The 23859-nt window shown below is 71.6% G+C and carries 23 protein-coding genes; 10 read left to right on the forward strand and 13 right to left on the reverse strand.

The window, feature by feature from the left end; translation table 11 throughout:
- The first annotated feature begins 67 nt into the window (after positions 1–67).
- A complete protein-coding gene (locus ACFWWU_RS26105; protein ID WP_384148398.1) occupies positions 68–1285 on the forward strand; it encodes an MFS transporter in 1218 nt (405 codons plus the stop codon).
- Here the strand turns inward: ACFWWU_RS26105 and glgX are convergent.
- Positions 1254–3374, reverse strand: a complete 2121-nt coding sequence (gene glgX / locus ACFWWU_RS26110; protein WP_384148282.1) for a glycogen debranching protein GlgX — start codon at positions 3372–3374, stop codon at positions 1254–1256. The genes ACFWWU_RS26105 and glgX overlap by 32 nt on opposite strands.
- A gap of 137 nt (positions 3375–3511) precedes the next feature.
- On the opposite strand from glgX, the gene ACFWWU_RS26115 reads away from it, so the two are divergent.
- The 4 genes from ACFWWU_RS26115 (at position 3512) to ACFWWU_RS26130 (ending at position 7996) form a co-directional block, all read left to right on the forward strand.
- Entirely contained in the window at positions 3512–4390 is an 879-nt protein-coding gene (locus ACFWWU_RS26115) for a Tat pathway signal sequence domain protein (RefSeq protein WP_384148284.1), read from the forward strand.
- A 59-nt stretch (positions 4391–4449) separates the two neighbouring features.
- On the forward strand, positions 4450–5781 hold the full coding sequence (locus tag ACFWWU_RS26120; RefSeq protein ID WP_384148286.1) for a copper amine oxidase: 1332 nt from the start codon (positions 4450–4452) through the stop codon (positions 5779–5781).
- Positions 5782–5891: 110 nt separating this feature from the next.
- The gene (locus ACFWWU_RS26125) at positions 5892–7193 is read left to right on the forward strand and encodes an SAV2148 family HEPN domain-containing protein (protein ID WP_384148288.1); all 1302 of its coding nucleotides are present in this window, start codon (positions 5892–5894) and stop codon (positions 7191–7193) included.
- Between the two features lie 77 nt (positions 7194–7270).
- Positions 7271–7996, forward strand: a complete 726-nt coding sequence (locus ACFWWU_RS26130) for a 3'-5' exonuclease (RefSeq protein WP_384148290.1) — start codon at positions 7271–7273, stop codon at positions 7994–7996.
- 40 nt (positions 7997–8036) lie between these two features.
- On the opposite strand, the gene ACFWWU_RS26135 is transcribed toward ACFWWU_RS26130, so the two are convergent.
- Together ACFWWU_RS26135 and ACFWWU_RS26140 are read right to left on the reverse strand one after the other, a co-directional pair.
- On the reverse strand, positions 8037–8867 hold the full coding sequence (locus ACFWWU_RS26135) for an alpha/beta fold hydrolase (RefSeq protein ID WP_384148292.1): 831 nt from the start codon (positions 8865–8867) through the stop codon (positions 8037–8039).
- Positions 8868–8923: 56 nt separating this feature from the next.
- Positions 8924–9781, reverse strand: a complete 858-nt coding sequence (locus ACFWWU_RS26140; protein WP_384148294.1) for a phosphotransferase enzyme family protein — start codon at positions 9779–9781, stop codon at positions 8924–8926.
- A gap of 171 nt (positions 9782–9952) precedes the next feature.
- Between ACFWWU_RS26140 and ACFWWU_RS26145 the strand changes: the two genes are divergently transcribed.
- The 5 genes from ACFWWU_RS26145 (at position 9953) to ACFWWU_RS26165 (ending at position 14430) form a co-directional block, all read left to right on the forward strand.
- Positions 9953–10897: a carbohydrate ABC transporter permease gene (locus ACFWWU_RS26145; RefSeq protein WP_384148296.1), complete on the forward strand. Its 945-nt coding sequence runs from the start codon at positions 9953–9955 to the stop codon at positions 10895–10897.
- Entirely contained in the window at positions 10894–11733 is an 840-nt protein-coding gene (locus tag ACFWWU_RS26150) for a carbohydrate ABC transporter permease (protein ID WP_384148298.1), read from the forward strand. Before ACFWWU_RS26145 ends, ACFWWU_RS26150 begins: the two co-directional genes overlap by 4 nt.
- A complete protein-coding gene (locus ACFWWU_RS26155; RefSeq protein ID WP_384148300.1) occupies positions 11733–13028 on the forward strand; it encodes an ABC transporter substrate-binding protein in 1296 nt (431 codons plus the stop codon). Before ACFWWU_RS26150 ends, ACFWWU_RS26155 begins: the two co-directional genes overlap by 1 nt.
- 140 nt (positions 13029–13168) lie before the next feature.
- Positions 13169–13723: a DUF1697 domain-containing protein gene (locus ACFWWU_RS26160; RefSeq protein WP_384148302.1), complete on the forward strand. Its 555-nt coding sequence runs from the start codon at positions 13169–13171 to the stop codon at positions 13721–13723.
- 74 nt (positions 13724–13797) lie between these two features.
- Positions 13798–14430 (forward strand): DsbA family protein, encoded by a 633-nt coding sequence (locus ACFWWU_RS26165; protein WP_384148304.1) that lies wholly within the window; start codon positions 13798–13800, stop codon positions 14428–14430.
- 36 nt (positions 14431–14466) lie between these two features.
- Here ACFWWU_RS26165 and ACFWWU_RS26170 read toward each other — a convergent pair whose 3' ends face one another.
- From ACFWWU_RS26170 to ACFWWU_RS26215, 10 genes are all read right to left on the reverse strand, one after another.
- On the reverse strand, positions 14467–15225 hold the full coding sequence (locus ACFWWU_RS26170; protein WP_384148306.1) for a sirohydrochlorin chelatase: 759 nt from the start codon (positions 15223–15225) through the stop codon (positions 14467–14469).
- Positions 15226–15233: 8 nt separating this feature from the next.
- Positions 15234–16136 (reverse strand): ABC transporter permease, encoded by a 903-nt coding sequence (locus ACFWWU_RS26175; protein WP_384148308.1) that lies wholly within the window; start codon positions 16134–16136, stop codon positions 15234–15236.
- Positions 16123–16917 (reverse strand): ABC transporter ATP-binding protein, encoded by a 795-nt coding sequence (locus ACFWWU_RS26180; RefSeq protein WP_384148310.1) that lies wholly within the window; start codon positions 16915–16917, stop codon positions 16123–16125. The genes ACFWWU_RS26175 and ACFWWU_RS26180 overlap by 14 nt, the downstream gene beginning before the upstream one ends.
- A 58-nt stretch (positions 16918–16975) precedes the next feature.
- Positions 16976–18085 (reverse strand): aliphatic sulfonate ABC transporter substrate-binding protein, encoded by a 1110-nt coding sequence (locus ACFWWU_RS26185; protein WP_384148312.1) that lies wholly within the window; start codon positions 18083–18085, stop codon positions 16976–16978.
- 204 nt (positions 18086–18289) lie between these two features.
- Entirely contained in the window at positions 18290–19657 is a 1368-nt protein-coding gene (locus ACFWWU_RS26190) for a sulfate adenylyltransferase subunit 1 (RefSeq protein WP_384148314.1), read from the reverse strand.
- Positions 19658–19659: 2 nt separating this feature from the next.
- Positions 19660–20595 (reverse strand): sulfate adenylyltransferase subunit CysD, encoded by a 936-nt coding sequence (cysD, locus tag ACFWWU_RS26195; protein WP_384148316.1) that lies wholly within the window; start codon positions 20593–20595, stop codon positions 19660–19662.
- Positions 20592–21170: an adenylyl-sulfate kinase gene (gene cysC, locus ACFWWU_RS26200; protein WP_024757674.1), complete on the reverse strand. Its 579-nt coding sequence runs from the start codon at positions 21168–21170 to the stop codon at positions 20592–20594. The genes cysD and cysC overlap by 4 nt, the downstream gene beginning before the upstream one ends.
- Positions 21170–21886 carry a phosphoadenylyl-sulfate reductase gene (locus ACFWWU_RS26205; RefSeq protein WP_384148319.1) on the reverse strand — a complete coding sequence of 239 codons (717 nt, stop codon included), beginning with the start codon at positions 21884–21886 and terminating at the stop codon, positions 21170–21172. Before ACFWWU_RS26205 ends, cysC begins: the two co-directional genes overlap by 1 nt.
- Complete coding sequence (locus ACFWWU_RS26210) at positions 21883–22062, reverse strand: hypothetical protein (RefSeq protein ID WP_384148321.1); 180 nt, start codon at positions 22060–22062, stop codon at positions 21883–21885. The genes ACFWWU_RS26205 and ACFWWU_RS26210 overlap by 4 nt, the downstream gene beginning before the upstream one ends.
- Complete coding sequence (locus tag ACFWWU_RS26215; protein WP_384148323.1) at positions 22059–23756, reverse strand: nitrite/sulfite reductase; 1698 nt, start codon at positions 23754–23756, stop codon at positions 22059–22061. The genes ACFWWU_RS26210 and ACFWWU_RS26215 overlap by 4 nt, the downstream gene beginning before the upstream one ends.
- Between the last annotated feature and the right edge of the window lie 103 nt (positions 23757–23859).

Below are 23859 nucleotides of genomic sequence, written 5' to 3' on the forward strand. Positions count from 1 at the left end.
GGGCTTCTGTGTCATCGCCCCATGCACCCGTTCGTGTGCATCGCGTTACGTTCGCGTGATGCTCCGGATGTATCGCGACACGTTCTCACTGCTCGGGCCGGTCCTGCCGGTCGTCTCCTTCCTCGGCCGGCTGCCCACCGCCATGTGTCAGCTCGGCAGCCTGCTCCTGGTCGCCGAGGCCAGCGGTTCGCTCGCCACGGCCGGCCTCGCGGGCGGCGCGCTCGCGGCCGGGCAGACCGTCGCCGGACCGGTCATCGGCCGCCTCGCCGACCGGCACGGCCAGCGCGGCGTCGTCCTCGCCGCCTCCTTCGCCAACGCGGTCGCCGTCACCGCCCTCGTCCTCGCCGCCCTCGCCCACACGGCCACCGGCTGGCTGATGCTGCTCGGCGCGCTCGCCGGTGCCACCGTCCCCCAGATCGGGCCGCTCGCCCGGACCCGCTCGGTGGCCCTCGCCCGCCGCTCCGGCGCGGACGACCGGCTCGTCGGAGCGGTGCTCTCCTTCGAGGGCACCCTCGACGAGGTGTCCTTCGTCCTCGGCCCGGCCTTCGTCGGCCTCGCCGCCGCCCTCGCCCACCCCGCCGCCGCGCTCCTCGTGGCCGCGCTCCTGCTCGCCGTCTGCGGCTCCGCCTTCGCCCTGCACCCCACAGCCCGTACGACCATGGGTAAAGCCACCCGTTCGGACGCGGCCGAGCGGGGGCGGCTGCCCCGGTCCGCGTACGCGCTGCGCGGCACGATGGTCCTCCAGGGCGCGATGTTCGGGGCCTCCCAGGCCGGGATCACCGCGCTCACCGAGGAGCTCGGCGCGCCCGCCCAGGCGGGGCTCGTCTACGCGGCGATGGGCGTGATGAGCGCCGCCGTCGGCCTCTCCCTCGCCGCCGTGCCCGCCCGCGTCGGGCTCACCACCCGCTGGCGCGCCGCCACGGCGGGGCTCGTCGTCCTCTCCGTGCCGCTGCTCTTCGTCGGCTCCCTCGGCGCGCTGTACGCGGTCGTGGTCGTCCTCGGCGCCGCCTACGCCCCGCACCTGATCACGGTCTTCGGGCTCACCGAACGGACCGTGCCGGCCGCCCGGCTCGCCGAGTCCATGGCCTTCCTCACCAGCGGGATCGTCGGCGGCCAGGCCCTCGCCCTCGCCGTCTCGGGGCGCCTCGCCGAGGGCCACGGCGCCCCCGCCGCCTTCGCGGTGGCGGTGGGGGCGGCCGTGGCCTGCGCGCTGCTGTCCTGGACGGTGCGGGTGTCGACTCCCGTACGGGAGTTCAGGCCGGCCGTCGGAGCACGGTCAGACTGAGCGGCGCGAGCGTCACCCGCTCGCCCCCCGCCAGCTCCGGCCCCTCCTGCGGCGGCATGCCCTCGGGGTCGGAGGTGTCCACGACCATGCGCCAGTACCGGCCGTGGCTGTCCGGCACCACGAACTCCAGCTCCTTCGCCGAGGCGTTGAACATCAGCAGGAAGGAGTCGTCCGCGATCCGCTCGCCCTGCGTCCCCGGCTCCGAGATGGCGTTGCCGTTGAGGAAGACCGTCAACGCCTGGGCGTGCGCGGCCTGCCAGTCCCTGGACGTCATCTCCTCGCCCTCGGGGGTGAACCAGGCGATGTCGGTGAGCTCGTCGTGGGTGCCCTCCACCGGCCGCCCGTGGAAGAAGCGCCGCCGACGGAAGACCGGATGCTCCCGCCGCAGCCGCACCATCGACCGGGTGAAGCGCAGGAGCGTGGCCTCCGCCTCGCTGTTCGCCTTCGGCCACCGCACCCAGGACACCTCGTTGTCCTGGCAGTACGCGTTGTTGTTGCCGCCCTGCGTCCGACCGAACTCGTCGCCGTGGCTCAGCATCGGCACGCCCTGCGAAAGCATCAGCGTGGCGAGGAAGTTGCGCATCTGGCGGGCGCGCAGCTCGGTGACCCCGACGTCCTCCGTGTCGCCCTCCTCGCCGCAGTTCCACGAGCGGTTGTAGTTCTCGCCGTCCCGATTGCCCTCGCCGTTGGCCTCGTTGCGCTTCTCGTTGTACGAGACGAGGTCGCGCAGGGTGAAACCGTCGTGGCAGGTCACGAAGTTGACCGAGGCGAGCGGGCGGCGCCCGTCGTCCTGGTAGAGGTCGGACGAGCCCGTCAGCCGGGAGGCGAACTCGGCGAGCGTACGGGGCTCGCCCCGCCACAGGTCCCGCACACAGTCCCGGTACTTGCCGTTCCACTCGGTCCACAGCGGCGGGAAGTTGCCCACCTGGTATCCGCCCTCGCCCACGTCCCAGGGCTCGGCGATCAGCTTCACCTGGCTCACCACCGGGTCCTGCTGCACGAGGTCGAAGAACGAGGACAGCCGGTCCACCTCGTGGAACTGCCGGGCCAGGGTGGCCGCCAGGTCGAAGCGGAAACCGTCCACGTGCATCTCGGTCACCCAGTACCGCAGGCTGTCCATGATCATCTGGAGGACGTGCGGGGAGCGCATGAGCAGCGAGTTCCCGGTGCCCGTCGTGTCCGTGTAGTACCGGGGGTCGTTCGAGAGCCGGTAGTACGAGGGGTTGTCCAGGCCCCGGAAGGACAGCGTCGGGCCCAGGTGGTTGCCCTCGGCGGTGTGGTTGTAGACCACGTCGAGGATGACCTCGATGCCCGCCTGGTGCAGCGCCCGGACCGCCGACTTGAACTCCAGGACCTGCTGGCCCCGGTCGCCCCAGGACGCGTAGGCGTTGTGCGGGGCGAAGAAGCCGATCGTGTTGTAGCCCCAGTAGTTCGACAGACCCGCGTCCACCAGCCGGTGGTCGTTCACGAACTGGTGAACGGGCATCAGTTCCAGCGCGGTGACGCCGAGTTTCTTCAGATGACCGATCACCGCCGGGTGCGCGAGCCCCGCGTACGTACCGCGCAGCTCCTCCGGGAGGTCCGGGTGGAGCATCGTCAGGCCCTTCACATGGGCCTCGTAGATCACGGTGTGGTGGTACTCGGTGCGCGGGCGCCGGTCGTCGCCCCAGTCGAAGTACGGATTGACCACGACCGAGGTCATCGTGTCCGGGGCGGAGTCGAGGTCGTTGCGCGCGTCCGGCCGCCCGAACGGGTAGCCGTACACCGCCTCGCCCCACTTGACCTGCCCGGACACCGCCCGCGCGTAGGGATCGAGGAGCAGCTTGGCGGCGTTGCAGCGGAGCCCGCGCTCGGGGGCGTACGGGCCGTGGACCCGGAAGCCGTACCGCTGACCGGGCATCACGCCCGGCAGGTAGGCGTGCCGGACGAAGGCGTCCGTCTCGCGCAGCTCCACCGCCGTCTCCGAGCCGTCGTCGTGGAGCAGACACAGCTCGATCCTGTGGGCGGCCTCCGAGAAGACCGCGAAGTTGGTTCCCGCTCCGTCATAGGTGGCGCCCAGGGGATACGCCTGTCCCGGCCAGACTTGCATGGATACGACTCTTCCTCTTCTGTCCGGGTCTAGGGGTGTTCTTCGGCCAGATCCTGCCCGAAAGAGGGGCAACCTCCTAGGACTTCGCTCCGTCCTACCGGGTGACCGCACATCAAGAGGGGGAAAGAGGGGGAAGTGTGTACGAAATAGCGCGCCGCCACCTGGGGAAGGTGGTGGCCGGAGCGGCCATGGCGGTGACGGGAACCGCCGTCGCGGTCGCGATCAGCCTCCCGGGGGTCTCAGCGGCGGAGGAAGGTGCGCCCAGGCCGGTGGGTGGTGCCACGCTCGGCGGTACGGCCGGTGTGGGTGGAGGAAGTGGGGACGCGGACGGCGCCGGCGCGGCGGAGTCCGGCGCCGGGGCGCAGGCGCAGGGCCAGGGGCAGGGTGCCGCGGCGGCGCCGCCGCCGGCGACCGTGGCCCCGGCCGCGGCCGAGGGGGAGAAGGGCATCGGCTCCGACCCGCTCACCGACGACGAGCTCGCGAGGGCCGAGACGCTGGCGCTGACCCCGCCGGCCGCCGCCGCCCAGGAGAACGTCGAGGGCGGACGGGGCCCGCAGCACCTGGGCACCCTGCTCGCCGACCCGCTGCCCGGGGACGGCACGCGCCGCGCGGAGGTCCGGTTCTACGACTACGCGAAGGACGAGCTCGTCACCCGCACCGTCAACCTCGGCACGGGCAAGGTCGAGAGGTCCGCGGCGCAGCGCGGGGTGCAGCCCTCCGCCCACCCCGAGGAGCTGCGCGAGGCCCTGGAGCTGATCCTCGCGAGCCCGCTCGGCAAGGGCGTCAAGGAGGACTACGAGGACGCCACGGGCAAGCAGCTCACCTCCACCGAGCAGCTGTGGTTCAACGGCGACGTCTACCGCCCCTACCGCGAGGCGAACGTGCCCGCGCAGCTCGCCGACTGCGGCGAGCACCGGTGCGTCCGCCTCGTCACCAAGGTCCTCAACGGGGCCTGGATCAACACCCGGAACCTCATCGTCGACCTCTCCGCGAGGACCGTCACGCGCGTCGGCTGACCATCGCCGCGCCCGGTTCCCGCGTTCCCAGACATCTCCGTACGAGGGAGTACGTTCCCATGTCCACCCAGCGCACCACGCGCACCCGCCGGAGGGGCGCCGTCCTGACCGCGGCCGTCCTGCTCGGCACCGCCACGGCCGCCGCGGGACCCGCGACCGCCGCGCCCCGCCCGCCGTCCCCGCCGCTGCCGACGGCCGCACCGCGCCCGCCGGTCCAGCCCGTCTGCTCGGCCGCGTACCGCATCACGCAGAAGCTCGAAGGCGGCGCCGTCTGGAGCATGTGCTGGCGTTACCACAACGACGCCGGACTCACCCTCGACCGCGTCACCTACCAGCCGCCCGGCGGCGCGCCCATCAAGGTCCTCACCAGCGCCCGGCTCGCCCAGATCCACGTGCCGTACGACGACGGCGCCGCCGAGTACGACGACCTCACCGGCGCCGGCTTCGGCGGGGGGCTGCAGAACCTCAAGCCCGCCGAGTGCCCCGGCGGCACCATCTCCACCGTCAAGGTGCCCGAGGTCGGCCAGGTCAAGGGCCTGTGCACCACGACCAGGGCGCGCGGCCACGCGTACCGCATGGCCGCCGACGGCGCCGGCGGCCAGGTGTACCAGGTGCAGGGCAAGGACCTGCTCGTCTACACCGTGAACAAGGTCGGCTGGTACGAGTACATCTCCGAGTGGCGCTTCTCCGCCGACGGCACCATCGGCGCCAACGTCGGGGCCACCGGAAGCCTTTCGCCGGTCGACTACAACGCCACCGACGGCCGCGGCTGGCCCATAGGCAAGGGCGCCCGCGCCTACGCCACCAGCCACGCCCACAACGTCTTCTGGAAGCTCGACTTCGGCCTCGACGGCTCCACCAAGGACCGGATCGAGCAGTTCGACTCCACCGTCACCGCGCCGCCCGCCAACGGCGGCGGACCGACCGTGAAGACGAAGCGCACCGTCGTCACCAAGGAGCTCGCCGGCGACGCGAAGAACATGCGCTGGTGGCGGGTGGTCAGCGGCACCGGCAAGAACGCCGACGGCCACGCCCGCTCGTACGAGATCGTGCCCGGCCACACCGACACCCACGCCGGCCGCGGCTTCACCAAGCACGACGTGTACTTCACCCAGTCCCGGGCCTGCGAGCAGTTCGCGAGCAACAACATCGGGAACTGCGGGACCAACGCCGGGGACAGCGTGGACAAATGGGTCAACGGTGAGACTCTGACCAAACCGTCCGTGTGGGTCAACATCGGGTTCCACCACGTCGCCCGGGACGAGGACCAGCAGCCGATGCCGGTCCACTGGCAGGGCTTCCAGCTCGCGCCCAGGGACGTAACCGCTATGAATCCGCTCACTCCGTCCGATCTTGCCTCCCAGAACGGGCAGCCCGATCTGGGGAGTTGAGCAAGCAGCCTGGCGATCCTGCTGCACCGCCTCCCGCTCGCGGAGTACCCTTCCTTGATCGTTGTCGGATGGGTCGAAACGGGCTTCCAGGAGCAGAAGGCGGTGCGCGGGTGAGCTCGGGAGGTCTGGAGCTGCCCCCAGGTGACGCGGGTCACGAGGGGGGCCCGGCCGACCCCGCCGAGGTGCCGCCCGGGACGACCGTCCCCGGCGCGGTGGTCCCGCCGGGCACGGTCGTCCCGCCCGGGACGGTCTCCGTCGCCCGGCCGGTGGAGATCGGGGCGGAACTCGACTGGGGCGCCGAGGCCTGGGGCGAGGTGCGCACCCGCGCGCAGCGCGCCGGACGCGCCTACATCTGGCTGAACCTGGTCGAACAGCGGCTGCGGGCCGTGGTCGCGGCCGTCCTCCGGCCCGTGTACGAACCCGTGCACGGCGAGGAGTGGGTCGTGGCCGCGGCCGGTCCCGCCGGCCAGGAGTGGGTGCAGCGGGCCGTCGCCGTGCGCGAGGTCTCGCGGCGCAAGGGCTATCTGCTCGACCCGGCCGACGACAACGTGCTGAGCTTCCTCACGCTGCCGCAGCTGCGCGAGCTGCTGGTGCAGCACTGGCCCTGCTTCGAGCCCTACTTCGACGACCGGCGCGACGTCGAACTCGCCCTGGACGAGCTGGAGGTCACGCGCAATGTCGTCTCCCGCAACCGGGCGCTCTCGCTGACCGTGCTCGCGCAGTCCGAGCGGGCGTCGGCGCGGCTCCTGGAGATCCTCGGCAGCGGGGCCGGGGTGCCGTCCGCCGATCGGCTGCCCGTGGACGCGGTCGAGGACCTCGTCGGCGACCGGTACGCGGACGTGGTCTCCGTCCATCCCGACCGGGTCCGCCTCCAGCGGCAGCTGCCCGCCGAGGACCTCTTCGGCGGGGCCCGCCGTCTCGACGCCACCGGCATAGGTCTCAATCTGCTCGTGCAGAACTTCTCCGGGCGCCGCATGGTCCGGCTCGCCGAGTCCGGCTGCCGGACGCGGCTGCTCTTCCTCAACCCGGCGAGCAGCGCCGTCAAGCGGCGCGAGCGGGAACTCGGCCTCAAGAAGGGCGAGCTGAGCCGCTCGGTCGAGATGAACATCCTGCACATGCGCCGGGTGCGGTCGAAGCTGCGCGACCCGGGCGCCTTCCAGATCCACGTCTTCGACGAGACGCCCCGCTTCACCGCGTACCTGGTGGACGGCGACGGCCCGGACGGGGTGGGCGTCGTGCAGTCCTATCTGCGCAAGGCCCGCGGCATGGAGGCGCCGGTCCTCGTCCTGCGCGGCGGCGGCCGGAGCGTGGTGCGCCACGGTCAGCAGAGCGGCGACGGCGAACACGGACTTTTCGAGACATACCGGGAGGAGTTCGAGTCCGTGTGGCTCGACTCCCGGCCGGTCTCCTGACCACCGCCCAGAGGCGTTGTCAGTGGTGCGTGCGAGGGTGGTCACCACCACGGGGGAGATCACGTAAGGAGGACCCGATGGCCTGGCACGGCGACACGCTGGTCGGCTTCGACCTGGAGACGACCGGCACCGATCCGCTGGAGGCCCGTATCGTCACGGCCTCGATCATCGAGGTCGACGGCGGGGGACACGTCGTACGACGGGGGGACTGGCTCGCCGACCCGGGCATCCGCATCCCGGAGCAGGCTTCCGCGATCCACGGCATCAGCACCGAGCGCGCGGCGGCCGAGGGCCGGCCGGTGCGCGAGGTCGCCGAAGAGATCGCGAAGACCCTCGCCGCGTACTGGGAGGACGGTGTCCCGATCGTGGCGTACAACGCCTCCTTCGACCTGACGCTGCTCTCCGCCGAGCTGCGCCGCCACGGACTGCCCTCGCTGAGCGAGCGGCTCGGCGGCGTCGACATCGGCCCGGTCGTCGACCCGTACACGATCGACCGGGCCGTCGACCGCTACCGGCGCGGCAAGCGGACCCTGGAGGCGGTCTGCGGGGAGTACGGCGTCGTCCTCGAAGCCGCCCACCAGGCCGCGGCCGACGCACTCGCCGCCGTCCGCGTCGCCGTCGCGATAGCCGAGCGGCACCGCCAGGTCGCCGAGCTGGACCCGGCCGAGCTCCACCAGCGCCAGATCGCCTGGTACCGCGTCTGGGCCGAGGACTTCCAGGCCTTCCTGCGCCGCAAGGGCGAATCGGAAGCGGTCATCGAGTCCACCTGGCCCCTGCGCCCGGCGGTCATGGCGGCGACTTAGCCGCCCTCAGGCACCCTTGGGTGCCCTGAGGGGCCGTGCCTCAGGAGTTCTCCTTGAAGAAGGAGAGCAGCAGCTCGTTGACCTTCTCCGGACGGTCCAGCTGGAGCCAGTGCCCCGCCTCCTCGACGCGCTCGTAGCGCCACGGCCCGGCGACGAACTCGCTCGTGCCCGACATCGAGCGCTCGGTGAGGAAGCGGTCGCCCTTCGACCAGACGCCCATCACCGGGATCGACTCCGCCAGCGGCGGCAGCGCGAAGTCGGGGCCGAACTGGACCTCGGGCGGCAGGCCCGCGCGGTAGATGTTCAGCGCGGCCGTCAGCGCGCCCGGCGCGCGCAGCGGTTCGAGGACGGCCTCCGCGTCCGGGTGCTCCCCGAGCATCTCCCGGAAGTTGGCGAAGTCGTCCCGCGCGAGCCAGTCCTCGGCCACCCCGGCCAACTGGAACAGCACCATGTACCAGGACAGCTGCCGCTGCTCCCAGCCCGCCGCCCGGATCGCACCCACGTGCCCCACCGACAGCAGGCTCAGGCTCCGCACCCGGTCCGGCGCGACCTGCGCGAGTACCTGGGCGATGCCCGAACCCCAGTCGTGGCCGACCAGATGGACCCGGTCGAGCTCAAGACGGGCGAGCAGTTCGACGAGATCGCGGACGTGCTTGCCCGGGTGGTACGCCTCCGGGCCGCCCTCCGGCCGGTCCGAGGCACCGAAGCCCCGCAGGGTGGGCGCGACACAGGAGAAACCGGCCGCGGTCAGCGCCGGGACCTGATGGCGCCAGAGGTCATGGCTGTCGGGGAAGCCGTGCAGCAGGAGGACGGCTGGGCCCTCGCCGCTCACCTGGACGTCGAGCGTCACCTCGGACAGTTCCACGCGCATCGCAACACCCCGTTCGACAGAGGGATCCGGGCCGGTCGCCCGGCCCGGACATGATGTCAGAACGGGTACCAGCGGACCTCGGGGTCGGCGTCCCGCAGCGAGCGCACCCGCCGCTCGAATTCGGCCAGTGCCTTCGGGTTCGTCGGCGCGTGCTGGGCCACCCACGCGCAGCTCGCGGTCTCCCGCGCGCCCCGCAGCACGGCACACCCCTCCCACTCCCGGACGTCCCAGCCGTACGCCTCGGTGAAGGCGTCGTAGGCCGCCGGGTCCAGGCCGTAGCGGTCCCGGGAGAGGGCGAGCACCACGAGGTCGTGCTCGCGCAGGTCGGAGGAGAACGTCTCCAGGTCCATCAGGACCGGGCCGTCCGGGCCGACGAGCACGTTCCGGGGGAGGGCGTCGCCGTGGATCGGGCCCGGCGTCAGACGCGGGGCGAGCGCGGCGGCCGCCGGGGCGAAGGCGTCGCGCCGCTCCCGGAGGAAGGCCGCGTCCGCCGGGTCGATCGCCTCGCCCGCGAGCCGCAGCCACCGCTCGACGCCGCCGAGCAGCTCACGCCGGGGAAGCGCGAACCCCCGCGGCTCGGGCAGGGCGTGCACGACCCGCAGCAGCGGGGCCAGATCACGCGGCTCGGCGGGCCGGACCGGATCGGGCAGCCGGTGCCAGAAGGAGACCGGGTGCCCGTCGACGAGCCGCGGCTTCTCCTCGGCGGCCCGCGGAGCCGGGACCCCCGCCTCGACGAGCCAGGCGGACAGCGCCACCTCCCGCTCGGCCCGCTCGAACAGCTCGGCGTCCCTGCCGACCTTCACCGCCAGGTCACCCACGGCGAAGACCGCGTTCTCCCCGAGTGCCAGCAGTCGCGCCTCCGCGACCGGCAGCCCCGCCGCGGCCAGGATCTCCCGCGCCCGCGCCTCGTCCATCGACCTCTCCCTACCTGTGCGTTTGAGCCAAAGTCTCGCATCCGGCCGAGCCCGGCCCGATCCCCACGCCACCCCCAAGTCGCCGCGCAGGCCGCCTTGACGGCCTCACGATCCGTCAGCACCATGACGGGGTTCCCACCGGCGCGGCACCGGCAGACGGGGGTCGGATCGATGAGCTCGGCGACCGCGACGAAGCGGCCGGGCGGGACGCGGACACCGCGGACCGTCCGCCCGGCACGCCCCCGGGGGCCCGACTTCGGCGCCTGGTTCCTGGTGCTCCCGGCGCTCCTGCCGATCCTCGTCCTCAGCGTCGGCCCGCTGCTCTACGGCATCGCGCTCGCCTTCACCGACGCCCAGTCCGGCCGCACCCAGGCCACCCGCTGGGTCGGCACCCTCAACTTCCAGGACCTGCTCCACGACACCCTCTTCTGGGACTCCTTCCGCATCGGCCTGGTCTGGGCCGTCGGCGTCACCGTCCCCCAGTTCCTCCTTGCCCTCGGCCTCGCCCTCCTCCTCGACCAGAAGCTCCGCTTCCGCTGGCTGGCAAGGGCGCTCGCGATCGTCCCCTGGGCGATGCCCGAGGTCGTCGTCGGCATCATGTGGCGGCTCGTCTACAATCCCGACGCGGGCATCCTCAACGAGACCCTCCGCGACCTCGGCCTCGGCCAGGGCCACGACTGGCTCTCCGGACTCGCCACCGCGCTCCCCGCCGTGATCGTCGTCGGCGTCTGGGCCGGCATGCCGCAGACCACCGTCGCCCTCCTCGCCGGACTCCAGAACACCCCGCGCGAACTCCACGAGGCCGCCGCCCTCGACGGCGCCGGCGCCTGGCGCCGCTTCCGCACCGTCACCTGGCCCGCGCTGAGACCCGTGGCCCTCGCCATCACCGCGCTCAACCTCATCTGGAACTTCAACTCCTTCGCCCTGGTCTACGTCCTGACCAGCGGCGGACCGGGCGGCCGGACCCGGCTCCCCATGCTCTTCGCCTACGAGGAGGCCTTCCGCTACGGCCAGTTCGGCTACGCCGCCGCGATGGGCTGCGTGATGGTCGCCGCCGTCTCGGTGCTGATCGCCCTCTCCCTCGTACGCCGGCTGAAAGGGGCCCAGGACCGGTGAGCGCCCTCCGGACGAGCAGACCCGCGCGGATCGGCCAGTACCTCGCCCTCCTCGCCTACCTGGTCTTCCTCGCCTTCCCCTTCCTCTGGCTGATCTCCACCGCCTTCAAGCCCGCCCCCGAACTGGCCTCGCTCCACCCCACCTGGATCCCGGAGGAGCCGACCCTCGCCAACTTCCGGCAGGCCTTCGCCGAGCAGCCCCTGCTCAGGGCGGCCGGGAACAGCCTGGTCGCCGCGCTCGCCGCGGCCCTGATCGCGGTCGTCGTCGCCACCCCGCTCGCCTACGTGACCGCCCGCCAAAAGGGCCGGCTCGCCACGGCGGCCACCGGCTGGGTCGTGATCAGCCAGGCCTTCCCCTTCGTCCTGGTGATCATCCCGCTCTTCCTGATCCTCAAGAACCTGCACCTCGTCAACAGCGTCCCCGGCCTCGTCATGGTCTACGTGGTGTGGTCGCTGCCCTTCGCCCTCTGGATGCTCATGGGGTACGTGAAGGCCGTCCCGGCCGAACTGGAGGAGGCCGCGGCCGTCGACGGCGCCGGCCGGCTCCGTACCCTCGTCTCCGTCACCGCCCCGCTGCTCGTCCCCGGCATCGTCGCCACCGCCCTCTTCGCCTTCGTCACCGCCTGGAACGAGTTCTTCTTCGCGCTCGTCCTGCTCAAGACCCCCGAGAAGCAGACCCTGCCCGTCGTCCTCACCCACTTCCTCGGGGCCGAGGGCGTCGCCGACCTCGGCCCCCTGGCCGCCGCGGCCTTCCTCGCCACCCTGCCCTCCCTGGTCGTCTTCGCCGTCCTCCAACGCCGGATCGCCGGCGGCATGCTGGCCGGGGCGGTGAAGTGATGAGACGACGGCTCCTCACCCTCACCGCCGCGCTCGCGCTGCTCCTCACCGGCTGCGCCGCCGGCGACGAGCGCCCCGACGACGGCGTCGTACGGCTCCGCTTCCAGTCCCTCGCCTGGCAGAAGGAGTCCGTCGACGCCAACAAGCAGCTCGTCGCGGAGTGGAACGCCGCCCACCCCGACGTCCAGGTCGACTACGTCCAGGGCAGCTGGGACTCCGTCCACGACCAGCTCCTCACCTCCCTCGAGGGCGGCGAGGCGCCCGACATCATCCACGACGCCTCCGACGACCTGGCCGACTTCGCCTACGGCGGCGACCTCGCCGATCTGCGCCCGCTGCTGCCCGAGCGGCTGCGCGCCGACATCCCCGCCCGCAGCTGGCGGACCACCACCTTCGGCGACGGCGTCTACGGCGTCCCCTTCCTCCAGGAACCCCGCGTGATCATCGCCAACCGGAAGATCCTGGAGTCCTCCGGCGTCCGCGTCCCCACCCCCGAGAAGCCCTGGACCTGGACCGAGTTCCGGCAGATCGCCCGGGACCTCACCACCTTCATGGGACCCGACCGGTACGCGGTCGCCTGGCCGCTCAAGGAGCCCGTCTCCGTCAGCCTCAACCTCGGCGTCTCGGCCGGCGGGGGCCTCTTCCACCGGGGCGCGGACAGCCGGATCACCGTCGACTTCACCGACGCGGACGCCGTCGTCACCGGCACCATCCACGACCAGGTCGTCGTCGACCGCACCGCCCCGCGCACCACGCTCGGCAGCGGCGGCTCCGACACCCTGCCCGGCTTCTTCGCCGGCAAGTACGCCATGGTCCCGCTGGGCTTCGCCTACCGGCAGCAGATCGCCCAGCAGGCGCCCAAGGGCTTCGAGTGGACGGTGCTGCCCGCCCCCGCCGGGAGCGAGGGGCTCGCCCAGGGCGTCTCCCCGCAGACCCTGTCGATCGCCGAGGACAGCCCGTACAAGAAGGAGGCGATGGCCTTCCTCGACTTCTTCCTGCGGCCGGAGAACATGGTGCGGCTCGCCCGCGGCGACTGGATGCTGCCCACCGGCACGGCCGCGCTCGCCGACCCCTCCCTGCACACAGCCCGGGACGGCTGGGCGACCGGCGCCGAGGTCGCCGAACGGCTGCGGCCCGCCCCCGCGCAGTCCGTGCGCGGATATCCGGAATGGAAGGACAAGGTGGCGACCCCTGCCTTCCAGGAGTACTACAGCGGGGCCATCGACGCCGCCGAGCTGCGCAGACGGCTGGTGGACGACGGCAACCGGGTCCTCGCCCGCTATTACCGCAAATGATGGATTCGTCATTACGAAACCTTGTTGAATAAGTCACAGATGGGTGAAGGGTCTTCTCCCGGATCACTCCCATCGGAGAGTGTTCGAACCGGCCACCGTGCCGCCCCCCACGAGGCGCGGTGGCCGCCTAAGGTGAAGCCATGGCGACGACGTACGCGGCCCTGCTGCGCGGCATCAACGTGAGCGGACACCGCAAGGTCCCCATGGCGGAGCTCCGTTCCGTCCTCGAAGGCCTCGGCCACCGGAACGTCCGCACGTACCTCCAGAGCGGGAACGCCGTCTTCACCACGGACTCGCCCGCCTCCGAGGGCGACCTCACCACCGAGCTGGAGGACGCGATCGAGCGCCGCTTCGGCTTCCGCGTCGACTGCCTCGTCCGCGACGGCGAGTACCTCGCGGCCGTCGCCGAGGCCTGCCCCTTCCCGGCCGCCGAGCTGGAGGGCAAACAGCTCCACGCCATCTACTACTCGGGCCCCGCCGAGCCCGGCCGCTTCGCCGCGATCGACCGGGCGACGTACCTGCCGGAGGACTTCGCCCTCGGCGACCGCGTGCTCTACCTCTACGTCCCCGAGGGCCTCGGCAGGTCCCGGCTGGGCGACGTGGTCACCCGCCCGGCCGTGGTCAAGGGGCTCGTGGCCACGGCCCGGAACTGGAACACGGTGGTCAAGCTCGTCGAGATGACCCACGAGGACTGAGAGCCAGGTGGCCCACTCCACCCACCGTGGATTGGCCCAGGGCGACGGGCCACCCGCTGGCTAGATTCAGTCGCATGACGAGCACCGCGACCGCGACCGAGCCCCGCACCACCGTCGACGTCTACTTCGACCCCGCCTGCCCCTTCGCCTGGATCACCTCCCGCTGGATGCTCGAGGTCGAACGCCACCGGCCCATCGACCTCCGCTTCAAGGTCATGAGCCTGTACTTCCACAACGAGGGCAACACCCTGCCCGACTGGTACCGCGAGCTCGTCGACGCCTCGATCGGCCCGGTGCGCGTGGCGGCCGCCGCCGCCGAGCAGCACGGCGAGGAGATCCTGCGCCCGCTCTACACCGCGTACGGGACCCGCATCCACGAGAAGAAGCAGAAGGACTTCGGCACGGTGGTCGCCGAATCCCTCACCGAACTCGGCCTCCCCGCCGCACTCGCCGAGGCCGCCCACGACCCGGCATACGACGAGGCCGTCCGCCGCAGTCACGACGCGGGCAAGGACCCCGCCGCCGAGGCGTACGTCGGTACGCCGACGATCCACGTCGACGGCACGGTCTGGTTCGGCCCGGTCCTCCGCGCGATCCCGCGCGGCGAGAAGGCCGCCGAACTCTTCGACCACTTCCGCGCCCTGGCCGCCCACCCCGACCTCTTCGAGCTGAAGAGGACCCGCACGGGCGGTCTCGACTTCGATTAGACGGCTTCGACAGACGGCTCCGACAGGCGGCTCCGACTAGACGGCGGCCGCGGCCACACGCTCCGAGGCGCGCACCGCGCCGTCGTAGCGCTCCACGAGGAGCGCGGCCAGTTCGGGGGAGGGGCCGAGGACGTCCGCCAGGACGTCCGCTCCGGCCGCGCCGCCGGCGATCCGGTCCGGGAGCCTGCCCGGGGCGATCACGTACGGGGCGACGGCCACCCGCCGGACGCCCGGGTCGGTACGGAGGGCCCGGACGGCCTCCTCGGTACGGGGGAAGCCCCCGGCATGCACAGCGGAGGCGAACGCGGGCCGCACGGAGCACCAACCGGTGCGCCGCAGCTCCCGCGCCGTTTCTGCGATCACCGCGATCGCCTCCGGGTCCGTGGAGCCCGCCGAGGCCAGGACGACCCCGGTCGCGCTCCTGTCGCCGGGCGTGAGCCCGGCCTCGTACAGCCGCCGTTCCACCGTCGCGATCAGCAGCGGCGAGGGTCCGAGGACCTCCGCCTGCCGGATCCGCAGGCGTCGGGGCGCCTGCCGCAGGACGGCGGGGATGTCGGCCTTCGCGTGGAAGGCCCGGGTGAGCAGCAGCGGCAGCGCCACCACGTCCCGTACCCCGTCGGCGGCGAGCCGGTCGAGGACCCCCGTCACCGACGGCAGGTTGAAGTCCAGGAACGCCGTCTCCACGCGCAGCCCCGGCCGCAGCGCGCCGGCCCGGCGCACGAGCGCCTGGACGGTCGCCGCGTGCCGCGGGTCGCGGCTGCCGTGGGCGATGACGAGGAGGACCGGCCTGTTCATGGTGCGGCTCAGCCCTTCGTGAGCAGTCCGCGGCGGCGCAGCACCGCACGCTCCAGCGGGCTGAAGATCAGCAGGTCGATGGCGATGCCGACGACCAGGATCAGGATGATCGCCAGGAAGATGCCCGCCATGTCGATGTTGTTGCGGCCGTTCTCCAGGAGCTGGCCGAGGCCGAGCCCGAGCTCGGGGGAGGAGGCGATGATCTCGGCGGCCATCAGCGAGCGCCACGAGAACGCCCAGCCCTGCTTGAGCCCGGCGAGGTAGCCCGGCAGCGCGGCCGGCATCACGATGAACCAGGCGCCCTTGAGCCCCGTCGCACCGAGCGTCTTGCCGGCGCGCAGGTACAGCGGCGGGACCTGGTCGACGCCCGCGACGAGGCCGTTGGCGATCGACGGGACGGCGCCGAGCAGGATGACCGCGAACATCATGCTGTCGTTCAGGCCGAGCCAGAGCACGGCCGGGGCCACCCAGGCCACCGAGGGCAGCGACTGGAGCCCGGAGAGGATCGGGCCGATCGCCGCGCGCACGAACCTCACCCGGGAGACCAGCAGACCGAGCGGGGTGCCGATGGCGAGCGCCATGAGGAAGCCGAGCAGGGCCCGGGACACGCTGGTCCACAGGACGTCGAGGAGCGTGCCCTCCAGCCACATGGTGGTCAGGCTGTCCCACACCGCGGACGGGGCGGGGAGCTTGTACTCGTCGGTGACCTTCCCCCAGACCAGCAGCTGCCACACGACCAGGATCAGCGCGACGGCGAGGAACGGCGGGAACACCTTCTTGAGCAGGACCTCACGGACCGGGGTCCGCCGGATCTGCACGCTGTCCAGGGCGTCCAGACCGGCTTCCAGACCGGCGAGGTCGTCGGCCTTCTGTGCCTTCGGCGTCTTTGGAGTGGTGTCAGTGCTGGCCATGACGGCGGATCTCCCCACGCAGGTGCTCGGTGATCTCGAGGGACAGCTCCGCGACGTCGGAGTCCTCGATGCGGCGCGGCTGAGGGATGTCGATCGTCCACTCGTGGGCGATCCGGCCCGGTCGGGACGAGAGGAGGACGACGCGCTCGGCCAGCCGCACGGCCTCGCGGACGTTGTGGGTGACGAAGAGCACCGACACCTTCGTCTCCCGCCAGATCCGGGTCAGCTCGTCGTGCAGCACGTCCCGGGTGATGGCGTCGAGCGCGGCGAACGGCTCGTCCATGAGGAGCAGGTCGCTGTCCTGGGCGAGCGCGCGCGCCAGCGCGACCCGCTGGCGCATGCCGCCGGACAGCTCGTGGACCCGCTTGCCGTACGAGCCGCGGAGCCGGACGAGGTCGAGCAGCCGCTCGGCCTCCGGGCGCCGTTCGGCCTTGGCCACCCCGCGCAGCCGCAGGGCCAGTTCGATGTTCTTGCCCGCGGTGAGCCACGGGAAGAGGGCGTGCTCCTGGAACATCAGGGCCGGCCGGCCGCCGGGGGTCTCGATGGACCCCGCGGACGGCCGGTCGAGCCCGGCGACCAGGTTGAGCAGCGTGGACTTGCCGCAGCCCGAGGCGCCCAGGAGGGTGACGAACTCGCCGGGGGCGACGTCGAGCGAGATGTCGTCGAGGACGAGCTGTCCGCCGGCGGGGCCGCCGAAGGACTTGGAGACATGCTCGATACGGGCGGCATGGGTCACCGCCGCACGGTCCTCGGCCTTGGCGAGCGTCGCGGTCGTGGCCATGGTCGTCACCTCCTGGTGAAGCTGAACTCGGGCTGCTGCACTGGTGTCTGACGTCTGGTTACTTGACGCCGAGACCGGCGTCGGCGACCTCGGGCTGACCCGCGGCCTTCAGGACCTTGTTGAGCGGCTTCAGGTCGTAGATGCCGACGAGCTCGGGCTTCTCCAGGAGACCGGCCTTCACCGCGTGGTCGGCCTGGGACTGGAGCGTGGCCGCCAGCGGGTCGTTGGTGAACTGGATGGACGGCCACGCGGAGTCGATGACCTTCGCGCCCAGCGCCTTGCCCGAGAGGTCCTTCAGCTTGGCGTTGGCCGAGGCCTTCGCCTTGTCCGGGTTGGCGTTGATCCAGTCGTTGGTCTTCACCGCGCCGCGCAGGAAGGCCTCGACGACGTCCGGGTGGGCCTTGAGGAACTTCTGCGACACGATGATGTTCGTGATGACGAACTTCTTGTCCGGCCACAGGTCGGACTCGTCGAGCAGGACCTTCGCCCCGTCGCTGACCAGCTTCGACGCGGTCGGCTCCGGCACCCAGGCGCCGTCGATGGCGCCGGAGGCGTAGGCGTTCGGGGTCACCTTGTTGTCCGTGCGGACCACCGAGACGTCGCCCTTGCCGCTCTGGGCGTCGACCTTCCAGCCCTTCTCGGAGATCCAGTTGAGGAAGGCCACGTCCTGCGTGTTGCCGAGCTGCGGCGTGGCGATCTTCTTGCCCTTGAGGTCGTCCAGGGTCTTGATCTTCGCCGGGTTCACCACGAGCTTCACGCCGCCGGAGGCCGAACCGCCGATGATGCGGAGGTTGGACCCCTTGGTCTTGACGTAGCCGTTGATGGACGGCGAGGGGCCGATGAAGCCGATGTCGATCGAGTCGGCGTTCAGCGCCTCGATCTCGGACGGGCCGGCGTTGAAGGTGGTGGGCACCAGCTTCGTGCCGCCCAACTCCTTCTGGAGGATGCCCTCCTGGTCACCGACGAGCGCGGTGGCGTGCGTGAGGTTGGGGAAGTACCCGAGCCGTACGGTGTCGGCGGAGAGCTTCGCGCCCTCGGCGGCCACCTTCTTCTCGTCGGTCTTGGCCTCGGAGCCGTAGCCGCAGGAGGCGAGCGCGCCGATCAGCAGCGGCAGGACGGTGGCGGCGGTGAGGCTGCGGCGCAGGGTGGTACGGGTGGTGGCAGGCACGGGAAGTGGTCCCCTCGATTCAACTTCTGCGAAGTCTGCGTCTATGTCGTTCGGGGTGGAGAAGGTGGAGCCGCGTCGCACCGCTCGCGCGGTGCGTGGAGGTCGGCGCGCAACATCGCGCGACGCCTCCCTGGCCCGTGCCGAGGGTGCCGCCGCCCACGCGACCACCCTCCTTGGCGAAGGTGGCGTAGATGTCCTGGAACATCAGAAGTCCCACCCCTCCTCGTCCTCGACGACCGCGACGGCCTTGGTGGTGGCGAAGGACTCGCCCGCCATGCCCGCCGCGAGCGTGGTGCCGTCCGCCGGGTCGATCAGCAGGAAGGAACCGGTACGGCGCGAGTCCGCGTACGCGTCGAGCGCGAGCGGCTCGGCGGTGCGCACGACGACCCGGCCGATGTCGTTGGCGACCAGCTGCCCGGGGTTCGGGTGCTGGGAGAGATCGTCCAGGGTCAGCCGCGAGGGGATCTCCTTGACGATCGCCTTGACCGTGCGGGTCGTGTGCTTGAGCAGCACCCGCTGGCCCACGGCGAGCGGCTGGTCGGCCACGTGGCAGACCGTCGCCTCGATCTCCTGGCTGGTCGCCGGGGCGTCACCGACCGGCGCGAGCAGGTCGCCGCGCGAGATGTCGATGTCGTCGGCGAGCCGGATCGTGACGGACTGCGGGGCCCAGGCGATGTCCACGGCCGTGTTCGATCCGAGACCGGTGCCGAGCGCGTCGATCCCGCTGATCGTGGACGTCTTCCCCGACGGCAGGACGGTGATCCGCTCGCCGACGCGGAAGGCGCCGGCCGCGATCTGACCGGCGTAACCCCGGTAGTCCGGGTGCTCGGCGGTCTGCGGGCGGATCACGTACTGGACCGGGAAGCGCGCGTGGCAGCCCGTCAGGTCGTGGCTGACCGGGACGGTCTCCAGGTGCTCCAGGACCGTCGGGCCGCCGTACCAGTCCATGTTCGCGGACGGCTCCACGACGTTGTCGCCGGCGAGCGCCGAGATCGGGATCGCGGTGATCTCCGGGACGCCGAGCTCGGAGGCGTACGTCGTGAACTCCTCGGCGATCGCGGCGAAGACGGGCTCCTGGTAGTCGACCAGGTCCATCTTGTTCACGGCCAGGACCACGTGCGGGACGCGGAGCAGCGCGGCGACGGCGGCGTGCCGGCGGGTCTGCTCGACCACGCCGTTGCGGGCGTCGACCAGGACGACGGCCAGCTCGGCGGTGGAGGCGCCGGTGACCATGTTCCGGGTGTACTGCACGTGGCCGGGGGTGTCGGCGAGGATGAAGCGGCGGCGGGCGGTGGCGAAGTAGCGGTAGGCCACGTCGATGGTGATGCCCTGCTCGCGCTCGGCCCGCAGACCGTCGGTGAGGAGCGCCAGGTCGGGCGCCTCCTGACCGCGCTTGAGGGACGCGGCCTCGACGGCCTCCAGCTGGTCGGTGAGGACCGACTTGGAGTCGTGCAGCAGGCGGCCCACCAGGGTCGACTTGCCGTCGTCGACGGAGCCGGCGGTGGCGAAGCGCAGCAGGGTGGTCGCCGAGACGTCGGCGAACTCGGCGAACTGCTCGGTCGTGCTCGTCATGGCTAGAAGTACCCTTCGCGCTTGCGGTCTTCCATCGCGGCTTCGGACATCTTGTCGTCGGCGCGGGTCGCGCCCCGCTCGGTGAGGCGGGAGGCGGCGATCTCGGCGATGACGGCGTCGAGCGTGGTGGCGTCGGAGTCGACGGCACCCGTGCAGGACATGTCACCGACGGTGCGGTAGCGGATGAGCCGCGTCTCGACCGTCTCGGTGTCCTTCGGACCGCCCCACTCGCCGGCGGTCAGCCACATGCCGCTGCGCGCGAAGACCTCGCGCTCGTGCGCGAAGTAGATCTCGGGCAGCTCGATGCCCTCGCGGGCGATGTACTGCCACACGTCCAGCTCGGTCCAGTTGGAGAGCGGGAAGACGCGGACGTGCTCGCCGGGCGCGTGGCGGCCGTTGTAGAGCTGCCACAGCTCGGGGCGCTGGCGGCGCGGGTCCCACTGGGAGAACTCGTCGCGCAGCGAGAACACCCGCTCCTTGGCGCGGGCCTTCTCCTCGTCGCGGCGGCCGCCGCCGAAGACCGCGTCGAAGCGGTGCCGCTGGATCGCCTCGGTCAGCGGGACCGTCTGCAGGGGGTTGCGGGTGCCGTCCGGGCGCTCGCGCAGCTTGCCCGCGTCGATGTACTCCTGCACGGAGGCGACGTGCAGCCGCAGCCCGTGCTCGGCGACGACGCGGTCGCGGTACTCGAGGACCTCGGGGAAGTTGTGCCCCGTGTCGACGTGCAGCAGCGTGAAGGGGACCGGCGCCGGGGCGAAGGCCTTCAGCGCCAGGTGCAGCATGACGATGGAGTCCTTGCCGCCGGAGAAGAGGATCACCGGCCGCTCGAACTCGCCCGCCACCTCGCGGAAGATGTGGACGGCCTCCGACTCCAGGGAGTCGAGGTGCGACAGCGCGAACGGGCTGCCGGTCGCCTCGTGGACGTTGACGACGGTGGTCACAGCAGACCCCTCTCGGTGAGCAGCGCGTGGAGCTGCGCCGCGGACTCCTGCACGGTCTGGTTCTGGGACTCGATCCGGAGATCGGGCGTCTCGGGGGCCTCGTACGGGTCGTCGACGCCGGTCAGGCCGCTGATCTCGCCGGCGGCCTGCTTGGCGTAGAGGCCCTTGACGTCGCGGACCGAGCAGACCTCGACGGGGGTGGCCACGTGCACCTCGACGAAGGCGGTGCCTTCGGCCGCGTGGCGCTTGCGGACCGCCTCGCGGCTGTCGGCGTACGGGGCGATGACCGGCACCAGGACCTGCACGCCGTGCGAGGCGAGCAGTTCGGCGACGAAGCCGATGCGCTGCACGTTGGTGTGCCGGTCCTCGCGGGTGAAGCCGAGGCCCGCGGAGAGGAACTCGCGGATCTCGTCGCCGTCGAGGATCTCGACGCGGTGGCCTTCCTCGCGAAGGCGGCCGGCCAGCTCGTACGCGATGGTGGTCTTTCCGGCGCTCGGCAGGCCGGTGAGCCAGATGGTGGCACCGGTCACGTGATTCTCCTGGGAGGTGTGGGAGGTCTGAGGGGTGGGGGTCATCAGCCGTGCAGCCCGCACTCGGTCTTGGCGCGGCCCGCCCAGCGTCCGGCGCGGGCGTCCTCGCCCTCCAGGACGCGGCGGGTGCAGGGCGCGCAGCCGACGGAGGCGTAACCGTCCATCAGGAGCGGGTTGGTGAGGACACCGTGCTCCATGACGTACGCGTCGACGTCGTCCTGCGTCCAGCGGGCGATGGGGGAGACCTTGACCTTGCCCCGCTTCTCGTCCCAGCCGACGACCGGGGTGTTCGCCCGGGTCGGGGACTCGTCGCGGCGCAGGCCGGTGGCCCACGCGCTGTACGCGGTCAGGCCCTCCTCCAGCGGCTTGAGCTTGCGCAGCGCGCAGCACAGGTCGGGGTCGCGGTCGTGCAGCTTCGCGCCGTACTCGGCGTCCTGCTCGGCCACGGTCTGACGAGGAGTCAGGGTGATGACGTCGACGTCCATGACGGCGTCGACGGCGTCCCGCGTACCGATGGTCTCCTCGAAGTGGTAGCCCGTGTCGAGGAAGACGACGTCCACGCCGGGCCGGACCCGCGAGGCGAGGTGCGCGACGACCGCGTCCTCCATGGAGGAGGTGACGCAGAACCGCGCGCCGAAGGTGTCCACGGCCCACCGAAGGATCTCCAGCGGCGAGGCGTCCTCCAGGTCGCGGCCGGCCTGCTCGGCGAGTGCCTTGAGGTCGGCCGCGGTGGCGTCCTGCTCGATCTGGGTGGCCGTCATATCTCTTCCCTTCCAGCGGTGTTGCCCGAAGCGCCCGGGGCGAGCAGCCCCAGGAACTTCAACTGGAAGGCTCGGCTGCACGTGGCGCATTCCCAGGCGCCGTGACCCTGCTCGTTCGGACGCAGGTCCTCGTCCCCGCAGTAGGGGCAGTGGAACGGTGCGGCGCGCTCGCTCACGACAGCGACTCCTCGGAGGCGCGGGCCGTCCAGGTCGCGAAGCGCTCGCCGTCCTCGCGCTCCGCCTGGAAGCGCTTGAGGACCCGCTCCACGTAGTCGGGGAGCTCGGTGGCGGTGACCTTGAGGCCGCGGACCTTGCGGCCGAAGCCGGCCTCCAGGCCGAGCGCGCCGCCCAGGTGCACCTGGTAGCCCTCGACGCGGTTGCCGTCGTCGTCCAGGACCAGCTGGCCCTTGAGGCCGATGTCCGCGACCTGGATGCGGGCGCAGGCGTTCGGGCAGCCGTTGATGTTGATGGTCAGCGGCTCGTCGAAGTCCGGGACCCGGCGCTCCAGTTCGTCGATGAGCGAGGCGCCGCGGCCCTTCGTCTCGACGATCGCGAGCTTGCAGAACTCGATGCCGGTGCAGGCCATCGTGCCGCGCCGGAACGGCGAGGGGGTGACCCGCAGGTCGAGCGACTCCAGCGCGGAGACGATCCCGTCGACCTGCGCCTCGTCGACGTCCAGGACGAGCATCTTCTGCTCGGCGGTGGTGCGGACCCGGCCCGAGCCGTGCGCCTCGGCGATCTCGGCGATCTTCGTCAGGGTGGCGCCGTCGACCCGGCCGACGCGCGGCGCGAAACCGACGTAGAACCGGCCGTCGTTCTGCCGGTGCACGCCGACGTGGTCGCGCCACTGGCCGGCGGGCTGCTCGGGGGCGGGGCCGTCGACGAGCTTGCGCTTCAGGTACTCGTCCTCCAGGACCTGGCGGAACTTCTCCGGGCCCCAGTCGGCGACGAGGAACTTCAGCCGGGCGCGGTTGCGCAGCCGGCGGTAGCCGTAGTCGCGGAAGATCGAGATGACGCCCTCGTACACGTCCGGGACCTCGTCGAGCGAGACCCAGGTGCCGAGCCGGACGCCGAGCTTCGGGTTGGTGGAGAGACCGCCGCCGACCCACACGTCGAAGCCGGGGCCGTGCTCCGGGTGACGCACGCCGACGAACGCGATGTCGTTGATCTCGTGCGCCACGTCGAGCAGCGGCGAGCCGGAGATCGCGGACTTGAACTTGCGGGGCAGGTTGGAGAAGTCCTTGTTGCCCACGATCCGCCGGTAGATCTCGTCGATGGCGGGCGTGCCGTCGATGATCTCGTCCTCGGCGATCCCGGCCACCGGCGAGCCGAGGACGACACGCGGGGTGTCGCCGCAGGCCTCGGTGGTCGACAGGCCGACCGCCTCCAGGCGGTTCCAGATCTCGGGAACGTCCTCGATGCGGATCCAGTGGTACTGGACGTTCTGCCGGTCGGTGATGTCGGCCGTGCCGCGCGCGAACTCCTCGGAGATCTCGCCGATCACCCGGAGCTGCTGCGTGGTCAGCCGGCCGCCGTCGATGCGGACCCGGAGCATGAAGTACTCGTCGTCCAGCTCCTCCGGCTCCAGAACACCCGTCTTGGTACCGTCCAGACCCTGCTTGCGCTGGGTGTAGAGGCCCCACCAGCGCATGCGTCCGCGCAGGTCGTTGGGGTCGATGGAGTCGAAACCGCGCTTCGAGTACACCGTCTCAATGCGTGTCCGCACATTGAGACCGTCGTCGTCCTTCTTGAACTGCTCATTGCCGTTCAGCGGGGTGAAGTGCCCCACGGCCCACTGACCCTCGCCACGGTGGCGCCCGGTCTTGCGTCGGGCGGCGGCGGGTGTGGGGTTTTCCGGGGTGGCGGCCATGGCGTCTTGTCCTTCGGGACTGCGAGAGGGCGGCTCCGACCTGCACACTCGCGCTGAGGTCAGAGGGTGGCGCGTCAGTGCGCAGCAGGGTCGGGCAGAGGAG

This window comes from Streptomyces sp. NPDC058650 (assembly GCF_042717315.1).
Taxonomy (GTDB): Bacteria; Actinomycetota; Actinomycetes; order Streptomycetales; family Streptomycetaceae; genus Streptomyces.

What these genes read in the sequence shown, in the direction of transcription:
- ACFWWU_RS26140 (WP_384148294.1), bottom strand. Translation starts at nt 9,781, where the DNA reads ATGGACGAGGCGCGGGCGCGGGAGATCCTGGCCGCGGCGGGGCTGCCG.
- ACFWWU_RS26190 (WP_384148314.1), bottom strand. Translation starts at nt 19,657, where the DNA reads ATGACGAGCACGACCGAGCAGTTCGCCGAGTTCGCCGACGTCTCGGCG.
- ACFWWU_RS26145 (WP_384148296.1), top strand. Translation starts at nt 9,953, where the DNA reads ATGAGCTCGGCGACCGCGACGAAGCGGCCGGGCGGGACGCGGACACCG.
- ACFWWU_RS26165 (WP_384148304.1), top strand. Translation starts at nt 13,798, where the DNA reads ATGACGAGCACCGCGACCGCGACCGAGCCCCGCACCACCGTCGACGTC.
- glgX (WP_384148282.1), bottom strand. Translation starts at nt 3,374, where the DNA reads ATGCAAGTCTGGCCGGGACAGGCGTATCCCCTGGGCGCCACCTATGAC.
- ACFWWU_RS26130 (WP_384148290.1), top strand. Translation starts at nt 7,271, where the DNA reads ATGGCCTGGCACGGCGACACGCTGGTCGGCTTCGACCTGGAGACGACC.
- ACFWWU_RS26205 (WP_384148319.1), bottom strand. Translation starts at nt 21,886, where the DNA reads ATGACGGCCACCCAGATCGAGCAGGACGCCACCGCGGCCGACCTCAAG.
- ACFWWU_RS26160 (WP_384148302.1), top strand. Translation starts at nt 13,169, where the DNA reads ATGGCGACGACGTACGCGGCCCTGCTGCGCGGCATCAACGTGAGCGGA.
- ACFWWU_RS26135 (WP_384148292.1), bottom strand. Translation starts at nt 8,867, where the DNA reads ATGCGCGTGGAACTGTCCGAGGTGACGCTCGACGTCCAGGTGAGCGGC.
- ACFWWU_RS26180 (WP_384148310.1), bottom strand. Translation starts at nt 16,917, where the DNA reads ATGGCCACGACCGCGACGCTCGCCAAGGCCGAGGACCGTGCGGCGGTG.
- ACFWWU_RS26105 (WP_384148398.1), top strand. Translation starts at nt 68, where the DNA reads ATGTATCGCGACACGTTCTCACTGCTCGGGCCGGTCCTGCCGGTCGTC.
- ACFWWU_RS26215 (WP_384148323.1), bottom strand. Translation starts at nt 23,756, where the DNA reads ATGGCCGCCACCCCGGAAAACCCCACACCCGCCGCCGCCCGACGCAAG.
- ACFWWU_RS26120 (WP_384148286.1), top strand. Translation starts at nt 4,450, where the DNA reads ATGTCCACCCAGCGCACCACGCGCACCCGCCGGAGGGGCGCCGTCCTG.
- ACFWWU_RS26175 (WP_384148308.1), bottom strand. Translation starts at nt 16,136, where the DNA reads ATGGCCAGCACTGACACCACTCCAAAGACGCCGAAGGCACAGAAGGCC.
- ACFWWU_RS26155 (WP_384148300.1), top strand. Translation starts at nt 11,733, where the DNA reads ATGAGACGACGGCTCCTCACCCTCACCGCCGCGCTCGCGCTGCTCCTC.
- ACFWWU_RS26170 (WP_384148306.1), bottom strand. Translation starts at nt 15,225, where the DNA reads ATGAACAGGCCGGTCCTCCTCGTCATCGCCCACGGCAGCCGCGACCCG.
- cysC (WP_024757674.1), bottom strand. Translation starts at nt 21,170, where the DNA reads ATGACCCCCACCCCTCAGACCTCCCACACCTCCCAGGAGAATCACGTG.